Consider the following 21,436-nt stretch of genomic DNA (forward strand, 5'->3'; position numbering starts at 1 on the left):
GACTGTCTCCGAAAACCAATCATCTTCGAGGCTCTGTTGAAATTCCCTTCTTCACAGAGGTACTTGCCTGAAACACCCGGTTGATAAGACAATTCAATTGAGTCTGTGGCGGTGTTGGTAATTGTACACCCTGTATAGACCGCTCAGAGCGACCGGTCGAGATTATGAACGAGACAGGCGATGGCGAGTTCACGGAACTGTTTCCACCATCGTCGTGATCGGACGAATCGACCGTACTTCCGCTTGAGCGTAGAGTTGACGGTCTCGGATTGACTCCGCTGTCCGTAGAGTTCAGCATCTAAGCGCGCGTTCCATGCCTTATGAATTGGTGTGAACTCACGGTGCTTGATCAGAGGGCGAGCCTCGTATTCATGGGCGAGTCGCCTGATTTTCTGGTCGTCGTAGCCTTTGTCACCGAGCAGAACATCAATTTCCTCGGGATTGCGCTTAATCAAAGAGGGCGCGATCTGGCTGTCGTGTTTTCGTGTCGTGGTCACATGTAGGTCGATGACTGCGTTCACCTTCGCATCGACCAACAGCGTCACTTTGAGCTGCTGAATCGTGAGTTCGGCGCGTTTCGTGTAATGTTTCGAGGCGTGACTGCGGTCGAACCCTGACGCATCAACTCCAACGACGCCACTCGTCGGAAGGAGCGCCGTTGAGAGACCCAGTATGACACGCCACACAGCCATATCAAGCCGATTGAACGCCTTACAGAGCGTTGAAGGTGTAGGAAGTTCAGCTAATCCAAGAGCGCGACGGATACGTGGCATCTCGATCAGTTCGTCAAGAAGGCCACGATAAGTCGTGTTTTTCCGAACTTTGAGACATAGCAGAACAACGTGCTGCGGGAGTGTATAGCGGTGTTTAGAGAATTTCGAGGAGTATCGAGAAACGGCTCGGCGGGCCAGATGGATCGCCTTCTCAGTAAACCGGAGAATCTGCGACTTCGGGAGGGCCTTCATCTCGTCGAATTACAGGCCGAACATGTAACTCTCTGAGGATTTCAACAGAGCCGTAAGATCTGCGAACTGATGTTCAGACGGCTTCTCTATGGGTTCGGATACACCTTCGCGCGTCTCATCTTTTTCAACGCGAAACTTCAACAGCTGTCTTGAAGCGGGTTTGTATCGCGTTCTGGCTTGTTGGTGATCCAATTCAGAAGCTTTCCCGTGTAAACTGTGAAACAGCTTATAGGAGACAGTATTCAGAAAATCAAGAGGTATCTAACACGTTGAGTCCAGCGTCAGCTCTGTATGCGAATCTCTGATTATTCACGGGGTTGCTACTGATAGTTTAGATTTGAAACAGTAATCGCAGTAAATGAGGAGCGTGTGTATTCATCTATGGAAGCGCCCACAACCTCCACGACAGAGGCTACCACCAGCGAGGTACTCGTCCGTGCTGATGAGATTGAAAAAACGTACGGGTCAAACCTCCCATTTACACGATCGGTTCCCGTCCTCACCGGTGCCTATCTGGAAATCCGAGCAGGAGAAATCGTCGGAATCGTCGGGGGAACGGTTCGGGGAAATCCACGCTTATGAACATCCTCGTCGGCGTCCTCAAGCAGGATTCCGGAGCAGTTGAACGAACAGGGACGGTTGGCTGGTGTCCACAAGAACCACTGCTTTACGACCGCCTGACGGTCACAGAGACGTTCCGCCTGTTCGGTTCCGGATACGGAATGACCGCCGAAGAAATCGACGAGGCCAAACGCCGATTCGCATCGAAACTCGATTTCGAGCAGTACCTTGACTATCGAATCGACCAACTCAGCGGTGGAAACCGACAAAAAATCAATCTCAGTATCGCCCTAATGTATGATCCGGACGTCCTCATGCTAGACGAGCCCTACACCGGGTTCGACTGGGAGACATATCTCACCTTCTGGGACCTCGCCGACGAACTTGCTGCCGACGGAACAGCTGTCGTAATGATTTCACACTTGATCGAGGAGCAGAGCCGTCTCGACCGTATCTACGAGGTTCGTGATGGACACGTCTACGACGTGACTGAGCGGGAAAGTGAGACCGAAGCGACGACCGGTGAACGGAGGAGAAAGGCCGATGAATAGAATTCAAACGGGGATCCGGACGAACGTCTCCACCTTCCTCAGGACCCCCCTGAATGTCGTCTTAGCACTCCTCCTTCCGGTTGTCGTTATCGAAGGCTGGGGACAAGCGATGGCGGGGTTGCCAACTATGCCGACAGTTGAGGCGATTCCGATCGATCTGGGTCGCCTCCTCGGAGCGATATTCGGTGTCGCCATCATCGCCGGCCTGATGGGACTCGCCCAGATGATTAGTGCGCGTGGAGCCGATCGACGACTCGTTCAGACAGGCTATCCACCCCGAACACTGCTTGCGACTCGATTAGCGACGCTCGGAGGGGTCACGGTCGTCGTGGCTGCCGTGAACTACGGCGTGCTCTGGCTGACGATTTCACCGGAAGCCCCTGTCCTGACGTTCGTATTCCTCGTCCTCGCCGGCCTCGTCTATGCGTTTCTTGGCGCACTCGTCGGGGCGCTCCTTCCGCGACTGTTCGAAGGCTCGCTCGTCGTGGTGTTCCTCGCGATGATGGACGCGTTCCTCAGTGGCGACAGCCCGCTGGCTGCTGACATTCCTGAGTTCGTGGAATACTTCCCGCTCTATCATCCGAAGGAACTCCTTCAGGAGGCGATGTTCCAAGGTACATATACGACGGGCGACCTCGGCTTCGTTGCCGGATACCTGCTCGTCTTGCTCGTGCTCGTCACCGTAGTGTTCGGAGTGACGATGCGCACCAGTGGTGGGTGGTCCGCATGAACCGTACGACAACGGCGTTCTCGATCGGCATCAAAGAACAGGCGCGTAACTACGTCCTCGTCGCTCTACTGGTCGTCCTACCGGTCTCGTTCATCACGTTGGCGTTCGCAGTCACCCAGGACGTCGAGATGCCGGTTCGGACGCTCGTCGACGGTGAGACGGCGACGGTCATGCGGGGGATGCCTGAGGTCCACGGCGTGATCATGACGCCGATTACGAGTGCTCTCATCGCCGGACTCGCCGGGTTGTTCCTGATGCGAGAAGCCAAAGACACGGACGGTCGTCTGGCAGTCGCTGGCTATCGTGCATGGCAGGTAATCGCTGCCCGGTTTGGGGTTCTCGCAGCAATTACTCTCATCGTCACCGGTGTCTCAGTTGGTGTGATGCTCGTCGATTTCCAGCCCGAGTATCTCTGGTGGTTCGTCGCAGCGATGCTCGTCGTCTCGGTCACGTATGGTCTCATCGGGATGCTCGTCGGGGCCGTCTTCAACCGCCTAGCCGGGATGTGGCTGATGCTGATTCTCCCGATGCTCGATATCGGACTGTTTCAGGATCCGCTGTTTATTCAATCTGAACCTGATTGGTGGATGAAACTCTTTCCGGGCTATTGGCCAGTCCGTGTAATGGTCGATACCGGACTCACAACCGACGTAGATACGGCTCTCTCGTTGGTGTGGGCTACTGGATATCTTCTCCTCGTAGCCGTGCTCGCAATTGGTGTTTACTACCGAGCCACACAGGCGAGTTGATCACAAGAGAAATCAGTCATAAATGGAACAAAACAAGTCACGGGATCGTTCTGAAATCAAAGGTATCGGTGAGGGCGGTATTCTCTAATCCCCGAATCACTTGACCCCGGTGAGTTCACCCTCTCACGGTGGCAATCAGTTGGAGATGTCCTCATCAGTAGCATCTAATCGCTCACGGCGACGTCTATACTCCTCCTCGTCAATTTCGCCCCTGGCATAGCGGTTCTGGAGCGTTTTTCTGGCTGAGTCGTCGGTAGTCGATTGAGGAGATTTTTGGTTTCCAAGCCAGTAGAGCCCGCCACCGAGAACGCCCAGCATTCCGAGTACGCCACCAACAGCTGGTAGCCCTCCAACTCCACCTCCGTTGCGGCCACTCATCATTCCAGAACCACCTCGTCCCATCATTCCACCACCAGTATTCCCGCTTCCATCGCTGCTTGAGCCGTAGGCGACTGTACCCTGGTCAACAATCGCCTCACTCGATGGGACCTCTCCATCCGGGATTGAATCCTCCTCTGCCGGTCCGCCAGGACTGCCAACTACGATCCGTCCGACCATCCCAATCGACTTGTGCGGGATGCGAGTAGTAATCATACGTCCCTGGCGTTTCGAACGTATATTCGAAGCTCCCGTCTGAGATCGTCCCACTATCGAAGGCGGAAGCGCCCTCCGGAATACGATCAGAGTACGCCGTAGCGGAATGTGCCCCCGCTGCGAGTTCAACTGAAGCGGTAGCGCGGAGTCCCCTTCCTCAAGGAGCGACCGAAGGGAGGCGAGTAGGGAGGGGAGGAGCGCGTTCGTATCTGTCACAAACACCAGCTTATAAATAGCCACTCATACACATTGAAACTGTGGCAGACGACTACGTGCGTCGGACGGCAATCACTCGTCTCTCGGTAGACGCTGAGCAACGCGAGTTGCTTGAGGAAACCATCTCCGAGTGGAAGCGTGGGTGCCAACTCGCCACGGACATGGCGTGGGGGAAGTGTAACGCCAAGAGCGACGTACAACCCCTCGCCTACGACGACGTGCGCGAGGAAACCGACCTCGGTAGTCAGCACGCGATTCTCGCCACCCACCAAGCCGCCCAAGCCATCACTGGCTGTCTCGAACGCCGCTCGAACGGCAAGCAGGTCAGCAAGCCCACGTTCACCGCACCCACGGTAACGTACGACACTCGAACGATGACGCTGTTCGATGACGATACAGTGTCACTCTCCACGACGGAGAGTCGCGTCCGATGTGAACTTGCCCTCCCTGAAGCCGAGGATGGCTACCAACGGCAGTACCTCGACGCCGACCACTGGAGCGTCACGGAAAGCACACTCACCGCTCGTGACGGCGACTACTTTTTGACATCGGCTTCCGCCGACCCAAGACCGACACTGAGCGAGACACCGCCGAGGACGGAACGGTTCTCGGGGTCGACCTCGGTATTGAAAACCTCGCCGTCACCAGCACAGCACGATTCATCAATGGGCGCGAACTCTCACACAACCTCCGCGAGTTCGAGAAAGTCCGTGCGGGACTCCAACAGACAGGCACGCGAAGCGCCCACAGAACGCTCGAACAATCAAGTGGACGCGAACTACGATACGTTCGTGACGTGGTTCACCAAGCGTCGAACGCGATTGTGGATGAAGCACTTCGATACGAGTGCGACGTGATCGCGTTCGAGGACTTGACCGACATCCGCGACCGAACGGATGCGTCGTGGGGGCACAAGTGGGCGTTCCGAACGCTGTACGAGCAAGTGGAGTACAAAGCCGAAGCAGTCGGCATCTCTGTGAAGCAAGTGGGGTCGGCGTACACGTCGCAACGGTGCGCCGAGTGTGGATTCACGGCAGACGAGAATCGCCAAACTCGCACGGACTTCCGGTGTGTGAAGTGCGAATCGGAAGCGAATGCGGATTACAATGCGGCGAAGAACATCGGGATGCGGTATGTCCGTCGAGGCCAACAGTCGCCTCGGCGGACGGGCGACAGTCAACTCGCCCTAAAGTCTGGAACGGTGACGCCAAGTGGCGGATTCACCGCCCACCCGGACGGGTTTGAGGCTGAGTTCACGGACAAGCCCCTCCCTCAACGAGCGAACCCGTCAGGGTGAGCGAAGTAGGGTGGGGTTGTTGACATTGAACGGTTGTCCCGGGATCAACACGTAGACCGATTGGGTCGAAGTAATTGTTTCCCATCTCCACGATGGGCGTCTCCTGTGCGTTCGCTGACTGAGCAAAGCCGGTGCTGGCGACTGCGCTGGCACCGACAATGCCTAAGAATTGACGTCGGCTGTGATGTGTCATGTGGTCTGTATCATTCGTCAGGGGGTAGCTACGCGCGATACTGGTGCGAAGACTTCGGACGTGACTCACTCCGAACTTGTCGCTTGTTCCCATTACTACTCATAACCATATGCTGAATCGAGCACACCATTTCGATGTAACGGAACGATGCTGCCGAACGGTTGGTTTCGATACCCTCGAGTCGATCCGCAGGTGTTCAAACGGGTGAAACGCGGTTTGGGTAGTGGTCACTCTGATTGTTCGAGCTTTTCTCGTCGGGCTTCGAACTCTTCGTCCGTGAGATCGCCACGAGCGTACGCCAGACGTAACTCTTCCATCGCGGGATTATGAGACGTCTGTGTCTCGCTCATCCGCCGGAAGATGAGATATCCACCGCCCAGAAGCGCAAGGAGGAAGATGACCGGGACGAGCATCCCGATGAGGGGCCACCAACCACCTGTGGTACCGTACTGGCCCATCATTCCTCCGTATCCCATCATCCCACCGAACCCCATACCCATTGTGAGCAAGGGAAGGAGGATGAACGCTCCGAGGACGATGAGCAGTATCGTCGTCGTATCCAGTTGATCCGATGATGCCATCAGAGATCAGGCCTCCGATGCGGATCCGAACTCGTCAGTTACGGCTGCCAGTACGCGGTCGAATCGTTCGCTGACCTCGGTCGCGACGGAGTCAAGCGCGTCGTTATCAGCGATCCCGACTAACTGTTCCGGGTCGACCGCACTCACCACGATGACGCCGTCATCGTTCTCGTAGACGATGACGTTACAGGGCAAGAGCGCACCGAGTTCAGTTTCTACACTCAACCCTTCGTATGCCAGCGGAGGATTGCACGCACCGAGGATGCGATACTGGCGGAACTCCTCACCGAGTTTCTCCTTGAGCGTCGCCTGAATGTCGATGTCACAGAGAACACCGAATCCCTCGTCTTTGAGCGCGGCATTCGTTGCGTCGACGACATCGTCGAACTCTCCATCAATCTTGGTTTGTATTGTGTAACTCATGTAATACTGTATCCTGTTTACGCACTTAAGCTCCCGTCGCCCCAACTGGCAGACGAGAATTTTTTCTCGACGATGCTCCTTCTATTTCGGTCATGGGCACTACTCGAGTTGCTTTCGTCGACGTTCGAACTCTTCATCGGAGAGTTCACCGCGAGCGTAACGCTCACGAAGAACCGAAAGCGGCCGACTATCACTCCTCTCAGAATCTCTGTTGAGGAGTGAGTAGACGAGATAGAGCGGGACGACGATTAGGAGCCCCATCCAAAGGAAGCTCCAGAGGCCCATTCCACCGCTGAAGACCCCCCAACCGCCGCTACCCATCATACCGCCGCCGTAGCCTCCACCACCGTGAGCCGCTGCGGTGCCCGTTGCTACAATCAACAGCGGAACCGCTAGTATTGCGATTCGACGAGTCGTCCGCCCGAGAGTGTTGGTGTAGTGTGTCATTGTGATCGTTGAGTCAGTAAGTCGAATATCTATCGTGTCAGACGAGGATCCGAACAGGGATCGTTAGCAGCCGTACCCCTGTCCGTTCATCCCCGTCGCGGTGTGATTGTCGTCCGCCATATCTTGGGCCATCTCGTCGACGGTCACGCCCATGTGCGCTTCCATCTCGTCAACGGCATTCGGGCCCATGTAGTCGGTCATGTGACCTTCCATCCAGGCCGCCCAGTCTGCTGCACTACCATCGGCTGGCGTCCCTTCAGCTGCCGTCTCGTTCCCCTGGATCGGTTCGTCACCGTGTGCGCTAACTACCGGGGCGGCAAACGCGAGTCCGACAATCGCGAGCACCACGAGCAGCCATCGTCCGAGGTTTCGGTTGGTCATTGTTTTTCGCCTCAAGTAGTCATACGGTGGGTTCGGAGTTATCTTCGTGGGAGTGAACTCAAACAGGAGAGCGTTCAAGAACGTCTATAACGCCATCTAAACGTTTTCTACTGACGGGATCGTTCATACCTGCCGAATTCGAAAGGATCAGAGGAATGGTGAGAGCAAAGGGGATCCGTCGAGACTGTTCACCTCATTGCGGCGATCCAGACAATAACCACGGTTCAGGCGGCGAGGGAGGCTCGGGTATTGCTGACCACGAACGAGATGGATCAGTTCCCTCGGAACTGGTGATACTGCCTCGTGAGTGCCTGACGATGGTAGAGGATTCCAATTGTCATGAGGAACAGAACGGTCGCAATTTCGTAGCCATACGCACCAAGCAATAACATCGTTGAAGAACCACTCAGTCCGCCTGCAAGTAGTACGGCAAACAACGGGCTAACGCAGGCAGGGCACGCCACAATCCCGACTATTCCTCCGACTGCCGACTGCGAGAAATCAAGCAATCGCATCATAGACGAGATACGCCAGCGCGAACAGGCCAACCGCTTGGTAAGGAATGAGCGAGACCGTGATCAGGTCACCTGTATAGACGAAGACCGGACTCCATCCCAAAGATCGACCCCACGTTATTCCGAAGCCGCTTGGTCCAGTGAGCTGCCCGAAATGAGAGGTGCTCGGTCCAAGTAATCCTGAAAAATAAAACATCACGATGAGATATAGAGCAACGACAAGTGCGGCACCAATACGATACACTCGACGTTTCGTTACAGGTCGAGTGTGCCAGATCACCCAGACTGAGGCGGTGAACCAAATAAATGGAAGGACGAAATGGGTCCACCGGCTCCCCATATCTCCTGTGAAATATGCGTACACCAACCCGGCGATCAACTGTGCGGCGAGGAGGAGATTGAGCCACGTGCTTGACTTGAGAACCCGGCTAATGCGATCAGTTTCGAGTGTTGCTTGTGACATGATGGGTAGTGTTAGTATGAATTTCTACGTCTGTTAGTTCTGCAGGTCATCACTCGGATACACGCGGTAGGTTCGACCCTGTCGTTCCCGATACAGCAGCCCGCGCTCCTCGAGTGAACTCACGGTCTGGCTCACTTTACTCTTTGAGAACTCAGATCGATCCCGAAGTTCGATCTGCGTGATTCCAGGCGAGTTCAGGACGGGTTCAAGGACGCGTCGTTCATCATCCGGTAAGAGATCGAGAACGCGCGCTTGCGGATCCGATTCAGGATTGATAGGCGTCGCCGGCGAGGCGTCATCGTCTATCGATGTAGGCGTTGCCTCCGATACCTGATCGGGGTCGATGTGATCCGCTGAGTCGGTTGTCGAATCGATGAGATTCCCTCGAACCACGTAATAGATGCCACCGATACTGCCTGCGACCAGAAGGGTTCCAACCACGTACCAGAGAGGATCTGGACCGTGAATCGCCCCCATAGACGAGTCCATCATCGGCCCCATCGACTGCTCGATAGCGCGACGCTGTTGATAGGCCCGCCAACTGAGTAGTCCGCCAGCCAAGAGGACGAACCCAAGGAGCACACCAACGACGGTATCCGCTGGACGTTGGTTCATATGACATCCCCTTGTTTCGATATCTGACTGCTCATACAATCAATTTTGGCGCGACAGGTGTGACAATTGCGGATTGAAGGTGCGATGATGAAGTGCTTCACAGCGGATGAACCACAGTACATCTATCAGTGATCGTGATCGTGGTTTGTTATCTGCGGGCTTTGATCAGCAAATTCCGTGGGCTCTTCCTCGAATGCCCGCTTACAGGTCTTCGAGCAAAAATAGTACGTCATCCCATCATTGGACGCACTCGGCCCCTCATCGTCGGTCCGCATGCCACACACCGGATCACGATACTGACCTGGTGCGCCGATTCCACGTCGGTAGACATACAGGAGGAACCCGGAGAGCGCGAAGGCGATAATATTGAGGTAGAACGTGTAGTTGAGCTCGAAGTACGTCTGTTCGGTCGCCGTCTCGCCACCGGCCAGATCTGGTACGATGCCGAGGGCGTCGAACAGCAACTCCATGAGGAAGCCAGTGAACGCCATCGTCACGAAGAAGACGCCAAGGATGTACAGCATGATCTTCCAGCCGTAGTACTTCCGGTAGACGTTCAGCACGGGCACGGTGATGAGGTCGGCGTAGACGAACGCGATGATCCCGGCGAAGCTGACGCCACCGCCCCACAGCGCGACGGCGAACGGGACGTTGCCCATACTGCCGACGAAACTGAGGACGGCGATGATGACGCCCATGACGGCGTTCTCGGCAGTCACGAGCAGGCCGTCGCCCTGAATGAACAGCGTGTTCCACACCCACTGCGGGACGAAGACGATGACGAACCCAGAAATAAGGAAGCCGGCGACGATGTCTTTCCAGATCATCGACCACTCCTTGCGGTACTGATTCCCGACCTTGTACCAGCCACCCCACGACAGCAACTCGTCACGCCACCCGCCGCTACTCGACGTCTCCTGGCGATAGGTCTCCATACAGCCCTCCGAGCAGAATTTGAGCGTCTCACCGCCGTCGGTCGTGAGCGTGTACTCGTCTTTCCCCTCCATCCCGCAGGTGGGATCTTCCGTGACGCCCGCCTGGCGGTCGCGCTCGTTGAGCTTCTCGCGGACTTCGTTAAACAGGTTTTCGGGAAGCGTAAGGTGGACGATGGCGGCCATGACGGCGATGAGAATCAGGCCGCCGAGCAGTTCCGCGACGAGGAACTCCCAGCCAAGCAGGATGAGAATCATCAGCCCTAGTTCGACGATGAGGTTCGTCGACGCGAACATGAACGCGAGGAAGTTCACCGCGTGCGCCCCTTCTTGAACAGGCCCTTCCCGATGGCGACGGCGCCGAAACTACAGCCACTGCTTGCTGCTCCGAACACAGTCGCCTTGGTAAGTCCAGTTAGATCGCCCTCACCCAGCACCTGTGCCATCCGCTCCTTCGAGACGTAGACCTGGACCAGACTCGTAATCGTGAGGCCCATGATGATCGCCCACGCCGCCGTCCAGAGAAATCCGACACCGATACGAAGGGATTCAAGAACTCCGTCGATTATCGTCGCCTGCATAGGTGTATCATTGTAGGGATCATCTATTGCGGTTTTGATTAGAATATACTGCCTATGAGGGTATCAGTACTATGGCATCGTAACCGTCGGCCATAGATGATCTATCGTGAAGAGGGGAAAACATTGCAAACCTCCACAAGCTCCACGGAATCCGACTTCAGATTCAAAAGGGGAATCTGATTAAATCACGCCGACGTATTAGAGGCTAATGGGACCAGTAGAGACCGATGATATCCCAAATGAGGGGAACACCACCTGGAAGAACAGCCTTCGCCGGCCTGCTCGGTTGTCCAGTACGGTAACTGTCACATCCACTTCCTAATTTACGATGGCTGTCGATCTGGCAATCCATGATGGACTCGTTCTCACAGCCGACGAGCGGAACCGCCTGTACGAGCGCGGCACAGTATGGATCACCGATGGCTGTATCGAAGAAGTCCGACCATCACGCTGCAGGAGACGGAGAATTAGAAGCGTCCACCGTTATCGACGGGAACGGGAAACTGGTGATGCCGGGGTTGGTGAACGCCCACACGCACTTGGAGATGACACCGCTCATCGGTGCGTTTAGCGAACTCGAGCTGACGGAGATGCTTGGGAGTGGGACGGCCTTGTTTAACAGATTAGGGAACGGCGAATTCGAGTACCTCGTCGAGGCAGGCGTCGAGCTCGCAGCGCTCAATTTCCTCTTGGGCGGTGTCACGACCGTGAACTCGATGGACGCACGGCCTGCCGCAGGTGCAGAGGCGTTCGGGGAAGCAGGGCTCCGCGGATTTTTCGGCCCGGCGATCTCGGACCTCTTCTGGGACCAACCAGTCGATCAGCAGTTCTCCCGTGCTCGCGAGTTCGTCGAAACGTACCACGACACGTACGAGGGCCGAATCAGGGCGACGATCTGCCCGCACGACGACTGGTCGTGTACCAGGCAGCTGTGGGAACGGACCGCGTCCCTCGCCGCAGAGTACCCGGACCTGCTCGTCCACACGCACTTGCTCGAACTCGAGGAGAGTAACACGATGGCACGAGCGAACGGTGGCGAGGACTCGGTGGGATTGCTCGACGACGTTGGACTCCTGGACGACCGACTGGTCGCTGCTCACTTCCGCCTCGCCGACGAAGAGGACATCCAGCGAACCGCCGAGGCGGACGCGGCTGTTGCGCACTGCCCGTCCGTCTTCTGTTACTGGAATCCGGACGGGGAGACGCAGTGGACGCCCGTTCCCGAGCTTCGAGCCGCCGGCGTCGACGTCGGAGTAGGGATTGACGACCACTACTGGCACGACTCGTACAGCATGTTCGGTGAAGCGCGGCAAGCTCGGCTGGCGGCAAATCTCAAGCGTTCAGCCGGGCAGTTCGACTCGATGGAACTGATACGAATGCTCACTATTGAAGGCGCACGCGCGCTGGGGATGGGCGACGAGATCGGCAGTATTGAAGCGGGAAAGCGCGCGGATATTATCCTCCTCGACGTCGACAAACCGAAGTTCACGCCACGGACCAATATTCCTGCACAGGTCGTGAACAACGCGGTGCCGGCCGACGTCGAGACAGTGATCGTTGACGGCGACGTCGTCCTCCGGAATGGTGTGCCCGAGACAATGGACTCGGACGACGTGCGACAGCGAGTAAATCAGGCTGTCGAACGCTTCATGGACGAGACAGGCTGGGAGTTAGACATTGGTGGTAGTGAACCGCCGACCAGCATCGAGACTGTACGGGACCTCCCAAAGCGTGGCCCTGCGCGACTCCTGACTCGCCTCGCGATGCGAATCCGCGCGTGATCGGTTCTCCTTCTAAGACCCTGCCAGCGTAGGGGTGGTTCCCCCTCAGGAATTTCTGTGGGCGCGAACGAACGCACGTCGCAGGACGGTCAGAAGAACGTACGTCTCGTACTTCTGGGTCTGGCAGTGCTCGCAGGGCTGGATATCCTCGACGATCTCCTCAATAGCGTCGTCGTACTCGTCGGTGAGCGTAGTGAGCGCGTCCGTGATCTGGGGCTGGGCAGCGTCGATCATCTCCTCGACGGCGGCGTCGGCCGAATCTGGTAGTGAGTACGAGAGGACGATCGTGTTCGCGTGGTAGTACTTCGTCGTCCCACCACGCCCCTCCTCGAAGCGAACGACGTCGACGAGGCCCGCATCCCGGAGCTCGTTGATGTGATGGCGGACCGTGTTCTCCGTCCGGTCGATGCCGCGATCGTCGAGGCGTTCGTGGACCTCGGTCGCAGTTAGGGCTTCCTCGGACAGAATGTCGAGGACCATCGCCCGCATCGGCTCGTCGATGGCGTCCGAAATCCGAGTGTCTCGCACCGCGATGTCGTCGAGACGGTGGTCGGTATCGGAATCACTCATACGAGAACTGAGCGCGAGCACGCGGGAAAAGGTAGCGGGGCAGGAGTCGGGTAGGTGTCTGTCGAGGTATCCAGTACAGGATGGACCCGCGATAGCGAAAGCCCTAGACGACCCGTTTGACTGTTCCAACGACTCGTATCCGAATTCAAACATATCATATAAAAAATACTTATTGAGGTACGGGCACTATCTCAAACTGTAATGAGCGACACAACCCAATTCCGCGTCCTCGACTTCGACTGCCCGACCTGCGCGAGTACCGTCGAACGCGCCCTGTCGAACGTCGACGGCGTCCAGCACGTCGAAGTCCACTACGCGACCGGCCGCGTCGAGATCGAGTACGACGACAGCGTCACTGACCCCGACGCCTTCGCAGAGACCATCGAAAACCAGGGGTACACTCCCCAGCCCGCCTAACACTATGAACAAACAATCGATCACGCAGTACTACCGGAACCACCGGAAGGCCATCGTCACGGCGACGAGCGGCCTGCTGTACGGCGGTGGCTGGAGTCTCGGCTACCTCACGAGTTTCGAGATGGCAAGCGCCGCCATCCTCGTCCTCGCGACGGTCGTGGGTGGCTACGACATCGCCAAGACCGCTTACCACGAGGTCACCAACCGGACGCTCGGCATCAAGACGCTGGTGACGCTGGCCGCCATCGGTGCTATCGTCATCGGGGAGTACTGGGAAGCCGCCGCCGTCGTCTTCCTGTTCAGCCTTGGCAGCTACCTCGAAGGCCGGACGATGCGGAAGACCCGGACGGCACTTCAGGAGCTACTGGAGATGACGCCCGACACGGCGACCGTCCGTCGCGACGGGACACTCCAAGAGGTCTCCGCCCGCGATGTCGAAGAGGGCGAAGTCGTCGTCGTAAAGCCGGGCGGGAAGATCCCGGTCGACGGAACCGTCGTCGACGGCGAGAGCGCAGTCAACCAGGCGCCGGTCACCGGCGAGAGCGCGCCCGTCCACAAGGCCGACAGCGACGAGGTGTACGCCGGGACGGTCAACCAGGAGGGCGCGCTAGAAATCCGGACGACGGGAGCGGGATCGGATACGACTCTCGAACGGATCATCCGTCGCGTCGAGGAGGCCCAGGAGGCTCAGTCGCCCACGGAGAGTCTCATCGACCGGTTCGCGAAGTACTACACGCCGGCCGTCATTGCCCTGGCTATCGGCGCGTACGCGGTCACGCAGAACGCGATCCTGTCGCTGACGCTGCTGGTCATCGGCTGTCCGGGCGCGCTGGTCATCGGGCCACCGGTCAGCATCGTCTCGGCCATCGGTAACGCCGCCCGGTCGGGCGTGCTGATGAAGGGCGGCGAACACCTCGAACGCGCCGGCAAGATCGATCTCGTCGCCTTCGACAAGACGGGGACGCTCACGAAGGGCGAGACCACCGTCTCCGACATCGAGGGGTTCGGCGTCGCCGCCGCCGACGTCCTCTCGCTCGCAGCGACCGCCGAGAAGAAGAGCGAACACCACCTCGCGGACGCCATCGTCGACATGGCCCGCGAACGCCAGACGGCTGCGACGGACGGTGGAGCGACGGTCGCCCAAGCGGACGATACGGACGTGGGGCGCAGGTCGGTCCCCGATCCCGACGACTTCGACGTGGTCGCCGGCAAGGGCGTCATCGCCCATGCCGATGGCCAGGAAGTCGTCGTCGGCAACCGCGCGCTGCTGGACGACCGCGACGTCGATGTCCCCGATCGGGTCGCCGACTACGTCCGCGAGCGTGAGGGGCGCGGCGAGACAGTCGTCCACGTCGTTCGGGACGGGGACATCATCGGCGCGATTGCGATGCGGGACGAGCTCCGGGAGGCCGCTCCTGGGGTCGTCGCGGCGCTCCAAGACGCTGGCATCGAGACGGTGATGCTCACCGGCGACAACGATCGGACGGCCGCTGCCGTTGCCGAGGAGGTCGGTATCGACGAGTACCGTGCCGAACTCCTCCCCGAGGACAAGCAGTCCGTCATCGAGGGCTACCAGGCCGACGGCCACGTCGTCGCGATGGTCGGCGACGGCATCAACGACGCGCCATCGCTGGCCACTGCCGATGTCGGCATCGCGATGGGTGCTGCGGGAACGGACACCGCTATCGAAACGGCTGACATGGCGTTGATGGCCGACGACCTCGAACGCATCCCGTACGCGGTCAAACTCAGCAAGGCGACGCGCTGGAACGTCCTCGAGAACGTCGGGATCGCGGTGCTGACCGTGACCGTCCTCCTCGCGGGCGTGCTCACCAGCTACGTCACCCTCGCGTCGGGAATGCTGGTCCACGAGGCCAGCGTCCTCCTCGTCATCCTCAACGGGATGCGACTGCTCCGCTACTGACCACGAGACACGATCACAACCACAACTCATGACATCGAATTCGACTGCGACTGACACGACCCAGACGAGAACCAATTGGCAGGTCGACTACGACGTCGAGCCGATCGAAATCCGCGACCCCGTCGCGGAGGCCCTCGACGTCCTCGAACCGGGCGAGCCGTTCGTCATCGCTTATAGAGACGCGGTGAAAGAGGCAGGACACTCCTGTCCGACTGCCTCGGGCGCCTACCGGATCGTCCAGCTCGGGCTCGACGCCCTGTATCCCGACGACTATCCAGTCCGGAGCGAAATCGAGGTCCAGACGGCCGGCCCGCAGGAGGATGCTGCGTACGGCGTGATGAGCCGTATCATCTCGTACGTGACTGGCGCGACCGGCGATGACGGATTCAGCGGGCTCGCCGGCGGCTATGGCGGCCGCCGCGACCTCCTGTGCTTCGACGGGTTCGACCCGGACACGGCGGACCCGACGTTCCGGTTCCGGCGAACCGACACGGACGAGACCGTCGAAGTGGCCTACCACGTCAGCGACGTTCCTAGCGGTGGACCCGCAATCGGGAACCTCCAGAGGATTCTCGACGGATCGGCAAGCGACCAGCAACGGGAGGCCTTCGCTGACGCTTGGCACCGCCGCGTGCAGGCTGTTCTCAGAGACGCCACCCTATTCTCCGTCGAAGGGGTATGAACGCGGCGGTGTACCCCTCACACTCGTAATGAGAGTTACCGCGATATACTGTTGGGCTCCTTGGGTACCTTGGTAGCGCCATCACCTAACTCGCCGACATCGATATGAGAGTACCCCACGCAAACCATCCCCTCAGAGTTGTCCAAGTATCGAGCTACAACCGCCAACCCAAATACTCAAACAAGAATCTCGCCCATCCCGCGTCAACTGCCATATGGAGCAAGGGCTTTGTTGAAATCCTCAGAGAGTTACATGTTCGCCGTATAATTCGACGAGATGAATGCCCTCCCGAAGTCGCAGATTCTCCGGTTTACTGAGAAGGCGATCCATCTGGCACGTCGAGCCGTCTCTCGATACTCCTCAAAGTTCTCTAAACACCGCTATACACTTCCACAGCACGTTGTTCTTCTGTGTCTCAAAGTTCGAAAGAACACGACCTACCGTGGTTTGCTCGACGAGTTGATCGAGATGCCACGCATCTGTCGCGCTCTTGGATTAGCTGAACTTCCTACGCCATCAACGCTCTGTAAGGCGTTCAATCGACTTGATATGGCCGTATGGCGTATTATATTGACTCTCTCAGCGACGTTACTTCCGACAAGCGGAGTTGTTGGTGTTGATGCGTCAGGGTTCGACCGTAGTCACGCTTCGAAACACTACACGAAACGTGCTGAACTCACGATTCAGCAGCTCAAGGTGACGTTGCTGGTCGATGCGAAGGTGAACGCAATTCTCGATCTACACGTGACGACGACTCGAAAACATGATAGCCAGATCGCTCCGTCGTTGATCAAGCGCAACCCCGAGTGTATCGATATTCTCCTTGGAGACAAAGGCTATGACGATCAGAAAATCAGACGGCTCGCCCGGCAACACGAGGTTCGACCACTGATTAAGCATCGTGAATTCACATCACTCCACAAAGCATGGAACGCACGCTTAGACGCTGATCTCTACGGCCAGCGGAGTCAATCAGAGGCGGTCAACTCAACGCTTAAGCGGAAGTACGGTGCGTTCGTCCGGTCACGACGCTGGTGGAAGCAGTTCCGTGAACTCACCATCGCCTGTCTCAGTCACAACATCGACCGATCACTCTGAGCGGTTAATACAGGGTGTCTAAGTGGCATTATCTACAGAAGTGGTTGTTATATAATCCCCGGATAGGTGGATGGATCGTCACGCCGGAGATGTCGGTATAGTGCGCCGATACCGTAGGCAGCACTACCAAGGAAGACTCCGGCAAGAACCCCATACTGAATGCCAGCTTCAATACCCCACATAAGTTCTCCTTCTGGCCCAAGGTAAATATCTGCACTTCTGATGGTACGGTACTGGGAAGAATCATTCCACCGAAGGTATCCGATAAGAGGTGGAAACACAGCGCGCCAGAAGATAGCAGAGAAGACGGAAACCTGTGCTATCAACAATCCACCACACTTGACTCCAGCATACAGCGCGATCGTAGACATACACAGCGTGAGGAGCGTGCCAGACGCGAGCTCAACGCCCGCACTAAACCCAAGAGAAAAGATAGCCAGTAGGAGAGCTGTTGCCATGAGTGTATAGATGGAAAAAGGAAATTCACCAATGAGGAGGGATCGATAACGCATAACAGCAAGTATTCAATACAGCGATATAAATGTCCTCCTCGTGATATAATAACGACAATGGCGGGGTCAACTATCTAGATGAGTACGGCTCTTTGTAACCATCTGTTCCTGCGAAGAATATGTCTGAAGAAGAGGATTTCAACAGAGCCGGAGCAAGGTAATCGTGTTTCCAATGGTCGATATCGATCTCCACAGCCTCTGAAGTCGTTGGAGAACCGACCGTGACCCATCAGTCATAATCTGCGGCAACGTCTACGGACACATCTATGCCGTTGTATGAGTCGTCGGAGCGCCCTGTCGGTGCCGTCGATATTGACGGGGTACAAGAGGTCAACTATGATTTATTTCCAGTTCATTTCGAACTGATTCGAAGGCACGCATCAAATCTATCCTCCGAGGTTGTGGGGAAGTCACAGGTTCTGCGTTTGGATTTCTACAAACCACCAACTAAACAACACTTATCGCCGATATTGAGCTAATCAGCACTCTAGGAAAGACAGCACAACCTCAGAGGATGATTTTTACGTGGCTTATTTACAGCGTTGAAGAAGGAGAACCAGCCGATCACTATATTTGCGCAATGAACACACCCTTCATGAGTCAGTGGCTGTCAGGAGGCCGAGCCAAGCAGTATGAATGCGGTGGTAGCTACGGTCGCAAATACAAGTGCCACGACGAACGCTGGTATTTCGATTCGAGTTTGGATGAGTTCCGCTCTCCGAAGCAGCGGCAGTAGTAGGAGCGCGATTGCAGCCCCGAAAAGCACGGTGCCACCTGCGGCAGGGAGAATCGCTGTGGGAATCCCAGCGGCTGCGTGAAGATACGCAAGTCCCCGTAGCAGGTTTCCGAAAATCAGTCCGACAATCCCTAATAAGCCTACTCCGAGCGTTCTTCCGACGGAACGTCCTCCATCTCGGGAACCGGAAGCAACTGTCACAGAGGGATTAATGTAGTGTCTGATAAAATAGGTACCGTTGAGATGATACTCTGTACTTACCAAAGGTACTCTCCACATCGAGGCGGGTTCTCCACAGCTGAGTTGGACTGAAACAGCCGCTCAGTAGGTGTGATTATACCGCAACTGCGACAACGTTAAAGAGGATGAATAGGAGAACGGAACCGAGTAGGGCGCTCACGACCGTTCGTCGAGGGTGTTCCTGACGGAACTTCCCAGCGAGACCATAGGGGACGCTGAGTCCAAGCGTTCCCGCGAGGAACAGAGCGATATTTCGGATGAGCTCAGCTCCGGCCCCCGGATAGCCGCCGGGCGTTCCCATCGTCGCCAGAAATCCGACAAAGGTTGTAAGGGCGATACTCAGCACTCCCCAGACGCCTAATAGGGCAACCTCCCACCAGACAACTGTTTCAGCGAATCGAATATACGCGACCAGTGAGATAACTAGCGGGAGCGCAAAGATAGTGAATAGCTCAAGATTCACGCTCCGAAGCGGGGAACTCGGTATATTTGCGACTAAGAGGCCAATTCCGAGACCGACTAGTCCTATGAGTATACCTGATACTGTCCGGGTTTCGGGCGTTCGTGTGGAGGTAGCCATATCAAAAAGATTCCTCTAAGATGGCAAATATCTTGTGTAGCCTGACCGACGTTAGAGAGCCAATTCAAGATTTCTCACAGTCGCTTTCAGAATAAGTTCTTGAAACTGTCCGAAACATGTTCGTGCCCGGAGAGTATCACCGTACCGCTGCTTGAGTGCTAGTGTAGAATCCGCAGAGACAGCGCGTTCCGCCAGTGTTAGGTGGCGATCTGTAAAGCGTGAGAGACGAGAGGGCTGTGGCTCTGTTGAAACCCTACAGAATGGCTCTGTTGAAATCCTCAGCAAGTGATATGTTCTGTTCCGGTTGCGGTCAATACAGTCTCTTTAGCGATCAGCTGTTTAGGACGGAAATCTGTCTGAAGAAAGAATTTCAACGGAGCCTGTTTGATCGGAGTTGGTTGAGTGCTATATAGGATTCAGTCTCCCCAGAAAGTACTTATGTAAAATCATATTAGCATACATATGCCCTCCCGACGTGGATTCCTTGCGACCGCTACAGCGGGAGTCTCTCTCGCTGCTGCGGGATGTCTCGACCGTTTTTCATCCTCTCAGCGCCTCGTTGGAGTGACAACAGAGGAACCCATTTTCTCTGACGGGAATAGATCTGACGGAGCACAGTTCCAAGCAGATGTATTTGCGACCCCAAACGAGGCAGAGGAAGCACTAAATACGACTGCGCTCCCTAGCAATGGATACCCGGAATCATTCATAGGATTTAATCCCGATGAGGAGTTGCTCGCTGTCTGTGCATCGACACTGGCGTTCACATCAGAGGGCCATGTGAAGGGATGGTGTCCGCGACGACAAATCGATGGAGAGGCATTCGTTTTCCGGTTTCCTGTCAAATCGGTGCCGAACGAACTCGGAGATCCGGACGTTAACAGAGCTATTTTTAATGTGTGGAGTCGAGCCTTAGCAAGTCCGCCGACCCAAGCGCGGGCGGAATTGGTGTTTCTCGACGAAAATGACGATAGTCGTGTGTGCACCGATTAACCGTAGACGGCTCTGATGGGATGAAAGCCTGCTAAGTCCCCAGCGTGCGTAAAGAGGTACTGGGGTGGTCAAAGGCCGATGATTCAACAGCGTCTTCGAACGCGTGGCTCTGATTGGCCTACGTGCCAAGGAAGCACCATCATGGGAGGCCGCCCGGATGCTGGCGGCATCCGGGCGGCGAGCCCGAATAGGTGTTGCTCCATTTACGCACACACCACCCATCAGCGCAGCAGCTCGTATCGATCTTCCAGATGCTCGACCGCACGGAGGAACCTAATCCACAAGAGGTGAGCTACTGAGGGCCGCCGAGCCGGCGGCCCTCATCGGCCGGTCACAGCGGTCGTGAGCTACAGCTAAATCATTCACGTTTTGACCGCCTGCCGGCCGATTCCTGAGCTGTCACCGTGACTGCTTGCGGTTTCTCTCTATGGACACGGTCGGGTCAATCTTGGCGAAAAATATAGTATTACAGACGTGGTTTGTTGCGCTAGCAGGCTTTCATAGGTGTTGAAGTCCTATTCTTCCGACAGATTTTCACCTGAAACAGCTGGTCGATGAGACCTGCGTACTGAGGATTCGTGAGTTCTTAGGTTGATGTACCATTGGAATGATTTTCTCGTTCATTCTCAACATACTCAATGATCTCCTGTGCGTCAGCCTCGGATTCATGCTCATGGACACGTATCTCCGCGTCATGGTTTCGACTTCCAACACTGATTGTGGCCCCAATATTTTGTGTTTCAATATCGTCAAATGATTCTCGGTTCCACTCCGTTTGGTGTGCTAATTTATATTCTAAAGCGAATTGGGCTAAATCAGTATCCCAAGTCGGCTTCCGGAACCGGACATACGGCACATCAGCAACGTACCGGGCGACATTATTGGGGTTTTCATAACTCTCGACACCATCCAATTCATACCTGTCTTCATGTACGATACTTTGATTACGGTAGACACGAAGATCTACTGCTACTGAATTTAATGCATTTCTAAGTTCGATATACCAGAGTTTGTGTTTCCGGGTGAGAGTATTTAATTGAAGACGCCCTGTGCTCCCCGTAGTAGCTGTCATTCCAATCAATGCGAGAACTGACCGTCGGTTCACATTA

General features: G+C 56.3%; 20 protein-coding genes and 4 pseudogenes. 9 read left to right on the top strand and 15 right to left on the bottom strand.

Going from position 1 to position 21,436, the window contains the following annotated elements; all coding sequences use genetic code 11:
• Positions 1-143: 143 nt before the first annotated feature.
• The gene (locus ACODNG_RS15675) at positions 144-965 is read right to left on the bottom strand and encodes an IS5 family transposase (RefSeq protein ID WP_434523282.1); all 822 of its coding nucleotides are present in this window, start codon (positions 963-965) and stop codon (positions 144-146) included.
• Between the two features lie 578 nt (positions 966-1,543).
• On the opposite strand from ACODNG_RS15675, the gene ACODNG_RS15680 reads away from it, so the two are divergent.
• Genes ACODNG_RS15680 through ACODNG_RS15690 form a run of 3 tightly spaced genes read left to right on the top strand, consistent with a single transcriptional unit; the run spans position 1,544 to position 3,556 of the window.
• Positions 1,544-2,077, top strand: coding sequence for an ATP-binding cassette domain-containing protein (locus tag ACODNG_RS15680; RefSeq protein ID WP_434523283.1), 534 nt, complete (start codon positions 1,544-1,546; stop codon positions 2,075-2,077).
• The gene (locus tag ACODNG_RS15685) at positions 2,070-2,807 is read left to right on the top strand and encodes an ABC transporter permease (protein ID WP_434523284.1); all 738 of its coding nucleotides are present in this window, start codon (positions 2,070-2,072) and stop codon (positions 2,805-2,807) included. Before ACODNG_RS15680 ends, ACODNG_RS15685 begins: the two co-directional genes overlap by 8 nt.
• Positions 2,804-3,556, top strand: a complete 753-nt coding sequence (locus ACODNG_RS15690; RefSeq protein WP_049909288.1) for an ABC transporter permease — start codon at positions 2,804-2,806, stop codon at positions 3,554-3,556. Before ACODNG_RS15685 ends, ACODNG_RS15690 begins: the two co-directional genes overlap by 4 nt.
• Before the next feature lie 135 nt (positions 3,557-3,691).
• Here the strand turns inward: ACODNG_RS15690 and ACODNG_RS15695 are convergent, their stop codons facing one another.
• Entirely contained in the window at positions 3,692-4,150 is a 459-nt protein-coding gene (locus ACODNG_RS15695) for an SHOCT domain-containing protein (protein ID WP_434523285.1), read from the bottom strand.
• Between the two features lie 257 nt (positions 4,151-4,407).
• On the opposite strand from ACODNG_RS15695, the pseudogene ACODNG_RS15700 reads away from it, so the two are divergent.
• A pseudogene (locus ACODNG_RS15700) lies at positions 4,408-5,663 on the top strand (RNA-guided endonuclease InsQ/TnpB family protein).
• Positions 5,664-6,083: 420 nt separating this feature from the next.
• Here the strand turns inward: ACODNG_RS15700 and ACODNG_RS15705 are convergent.
• The 8 genes and pseudogenes from ACODNG_RS15705 to ACODNG_RS15740 all read right to left on the bottom strand — a co-directional run bounded on the left by ACODNG_RS15705 (position 6,084) and on the right by ACODNG_RS15740 (position 10,794).
• Positions 6,084-6,437 carry an SHOCT domain-containing protein gene (locus tag ACODNG_RS15705; RefSeq protein ID WP_049983674.1) on the bottom strand — a complete coding sequence of 118 codons (354 nt, stop codon included), beginning with the start codon at positions 6,435-6,437 and terminating at the stop codon, positions 6,084-6,086.
• 6 nt (positions 6,438-6,443) lie between these two features.
• The gene (locus tag ACODNG_RS15710) at positions 6,444-6,860 is read right to left on the bottom strand and encodes a DUF302 domain-containing protein (RefSeq protein WP_004048654.1); all 417 of its coding nucleotides are present in this window, start codon (positions 6,858-6,860) and stop codon (positions 6,444-6,446) included.
• A 99-nt stretch (positions 6,861-6,959) separates the two neighbouring features.
• Positions 6,960-7,307: an SHOCT domain-containing protein gene (locus tag ACODNG_RS15715; protein ID WP_049986201.1), complete on the bottom strand. Its 348-nt coding sequence runs from the start codon at positions 7,305-7,307 to the stop codon at positions 6,960-6,962.
• A 63-nt stretch (positions 7,308-7,370) separates the two neighbouring features.
• Positions 7,371-7,688, bottom strand: coding sequence for a hypothetical protein (locus ACODNG_RS15720; RefSeq protein ID WP_004048656.1), 318 nt, complete (start codon positions 7,686-7,688; stop codon positions 7,371-7,373).
• A 272-nt stretch (positions 7,689-7,960) separates the two neighbouring features.
• On the bottom strand, positions 7,961-8,206 hold the full coding sequence (locus ACODNG_RS15725) for a DUF7546 family protein (RefSeq protein ID WP_434523286.1): 246 nt from the start codon (positions 8,204-8,206) through the stop codon (positions 7,961-7,963).
• On the bottom strand, positions 8,190-8,666 hold the full coding sequence (locus tag ACODNG_RS15730) for a DUF7546 family protein (protein ID WP_434523287.1): 477 nt from the start codon (positions 8,664-8,666) through the stop codon (positions 8,190-8,192). The genes ACODNG_RS15725 and ACODNG_RS15730 overlap by 17 nt, the downstream gene beginning before the upstream one ends.
• 33 nt (positions 8,667-8,699) lie before the next feature.
• Positions 8,700-9,281 (bottom strand): helix-turn-helix transcriptional regulator, encoded by a 582-nt coding sequence (locus tag ACODNG_RS15735; RefSeq protein WP_004048657.1) that lies wholly within the window; start codon positions 9,279-9,281, stop codon positions 8,700-8,702.
• Between the two features lie 125 nt (positions 9,282-9,406).
• Positions 9,407-10,794 (bottom strand): annotated as a pseudogene (locus ACODNG_RS15740) (permease).
• 328 nt (positions 10,795-11,122) lie between these two features.
• Here ACODNG_RS15740 and ACODNG_RS15745 point away from each other — a divergent pair.
• Positions 11,123-12,591, top strand: a pseudogene (locus ACODNG_RS15745) (amidohydrolase family protein).
• Positions 12,592-12,620: 29 nt separating this feature from the next.
• On the opposite strand, the gene ACODNG_RS15750 reads toward ACODNG_RS15745, so the two are convergent.
• Complete coding sequence (locus ACODNG_RS15750; protein ID WP_434523288.1) at positions 12,621-13,145, bottom strand: ArsR/SmtB family transcription factor; 525 nt, start codon at positions 13,143-13,145, stop codon at positions 12,621-12,623.
• Between the two features lie 201 nt (positions 13,146-13,346).
• On the opposite strand from ACODNG_RS15750, the gene ACODNG_RS15755 reads away from it, so the two are divergent.
• The 4 genes from ACODNG_RS15755 to ACODNG_RS15770 all read left to right on the top strand — a co-directional run bounded on the left by ACODNG_RS15755 (position 13,347) and on the right by ACODNG_RS15770 (position 17,266).
• Positions 13,347-13,562 (top strand): heavy-metal-associated domain-containing protein, encoded by a 216-nt coding sequence (locus tag ACODNG_RS15755; RefSeq protein ID WP_004048661.1) that lies wholly within the window; start codon positions 13,347-13,349, stop codon positions 13,560-13,562.
• A 4-nt stretch (positions 13,563-13,566) separates the two neighbouring features.
• Positions 13,567-15,486 carry a heavy metal translocating P-type ATPase gene (locus ACODNG_RS15760; RefSeq protein WP_006186939.1) on the top strand — a complete coding sequence of 640 codons (1,920 nt, stop codon included), beginning with the start codon at positions 13,567-13,569 and terminating at the stop codon, positions 15,484-15,486.
• Between the two features lie 28 nt (positions 15,487-15,514).
• Complete coding sequence (locus ACODNG_RS15765) at positions 15,515-16,168, top strand: hypothetical protein (protein ID WP_006186940.1); 654 nt, start codon at positions 15,515-15,517, stop codon at positions 16,166-16,168.
• A 276-nt stretch (positions 16,169-16,444) separates the two neighbouring features.
• Positions 16,445-17,266, top strand: a complete 822-nt coding sequence (locus ACODNG_RS15770) for an IS5 family transposase (RefSeq protein ID WP_434523289.1) — start codon at positions 16,445-16,447, stop codon at positions 17,264-17,266.
• Between the two features lie 47 nt (positions 17,267-17,313).
• On the opposite strand, the gene ACODNG_RS15775 is transcribed toward ACODNG_RS15770, so the two are convergent.
• From ACODNG_RS15775 to ACODNG_RS15790, 4 genes and pseudogenes are all read right to left on the bottom strand, one after another.
• Positions 17,314-17,778 carry a hypothetical protein gene (locus ACODNG_RS15775; RefSeq protein WP_434523290.1) on the bottom strand — a complete coding sequence of 155 codons (465 nt, stop codon included), beginning with the start codon at positions 17,776-17,778 and terminating at the stop codon, positions 17,314-17,316.
• 1,070 nt (positions 17,779-18,848) lie between these two features.
• Positions 18,849-19,334, bottom strand: a complete 486-nt coding sequence (locus ACODNG_RS15780) for a hypothetical protein (RefSeq protein WP_241686280.1) — start codon at positions 19,332-19,334, stop codon at positions 18,849-18,851.
• Positions 19,335-19,385: 51 nt separating this feature from the next.
• Positions 19,386-19,493 (bottom strand): annotated as a pseudogene (locus tag ACODNG_RS15785) (IS5/IS1182 family transposase); the annotation flags it as partial.
• A 1,420-nt stretch (positions 19,494-20,913) separates the two neighbouring features.
• Positions 20,914-21,408 carry a hypothetical protein gene (locus ACODNG_RS15790; protein ID WP_434523119.1) on the bottom strand — a complete coding sequence of 165 codons (495 nt, stop codon included), beginning with the start codon at positions 21,406-21,408 and terminating at the stop codon, positions 20,914-20,916.
• Between the last annotated feature and the right edge of the window lie 28 nt (positions 21,409-21,436).

Origin of the sequence: Halorubrum sp. AS12 (assembly GCF_051122765.1) — an archaeon.
Lineage (GTDB): Archaea > Halobacteriota > Halobacteria > Halobacteriales > Haloferacaceae > Halorubrum > Halorubrum trapanicum.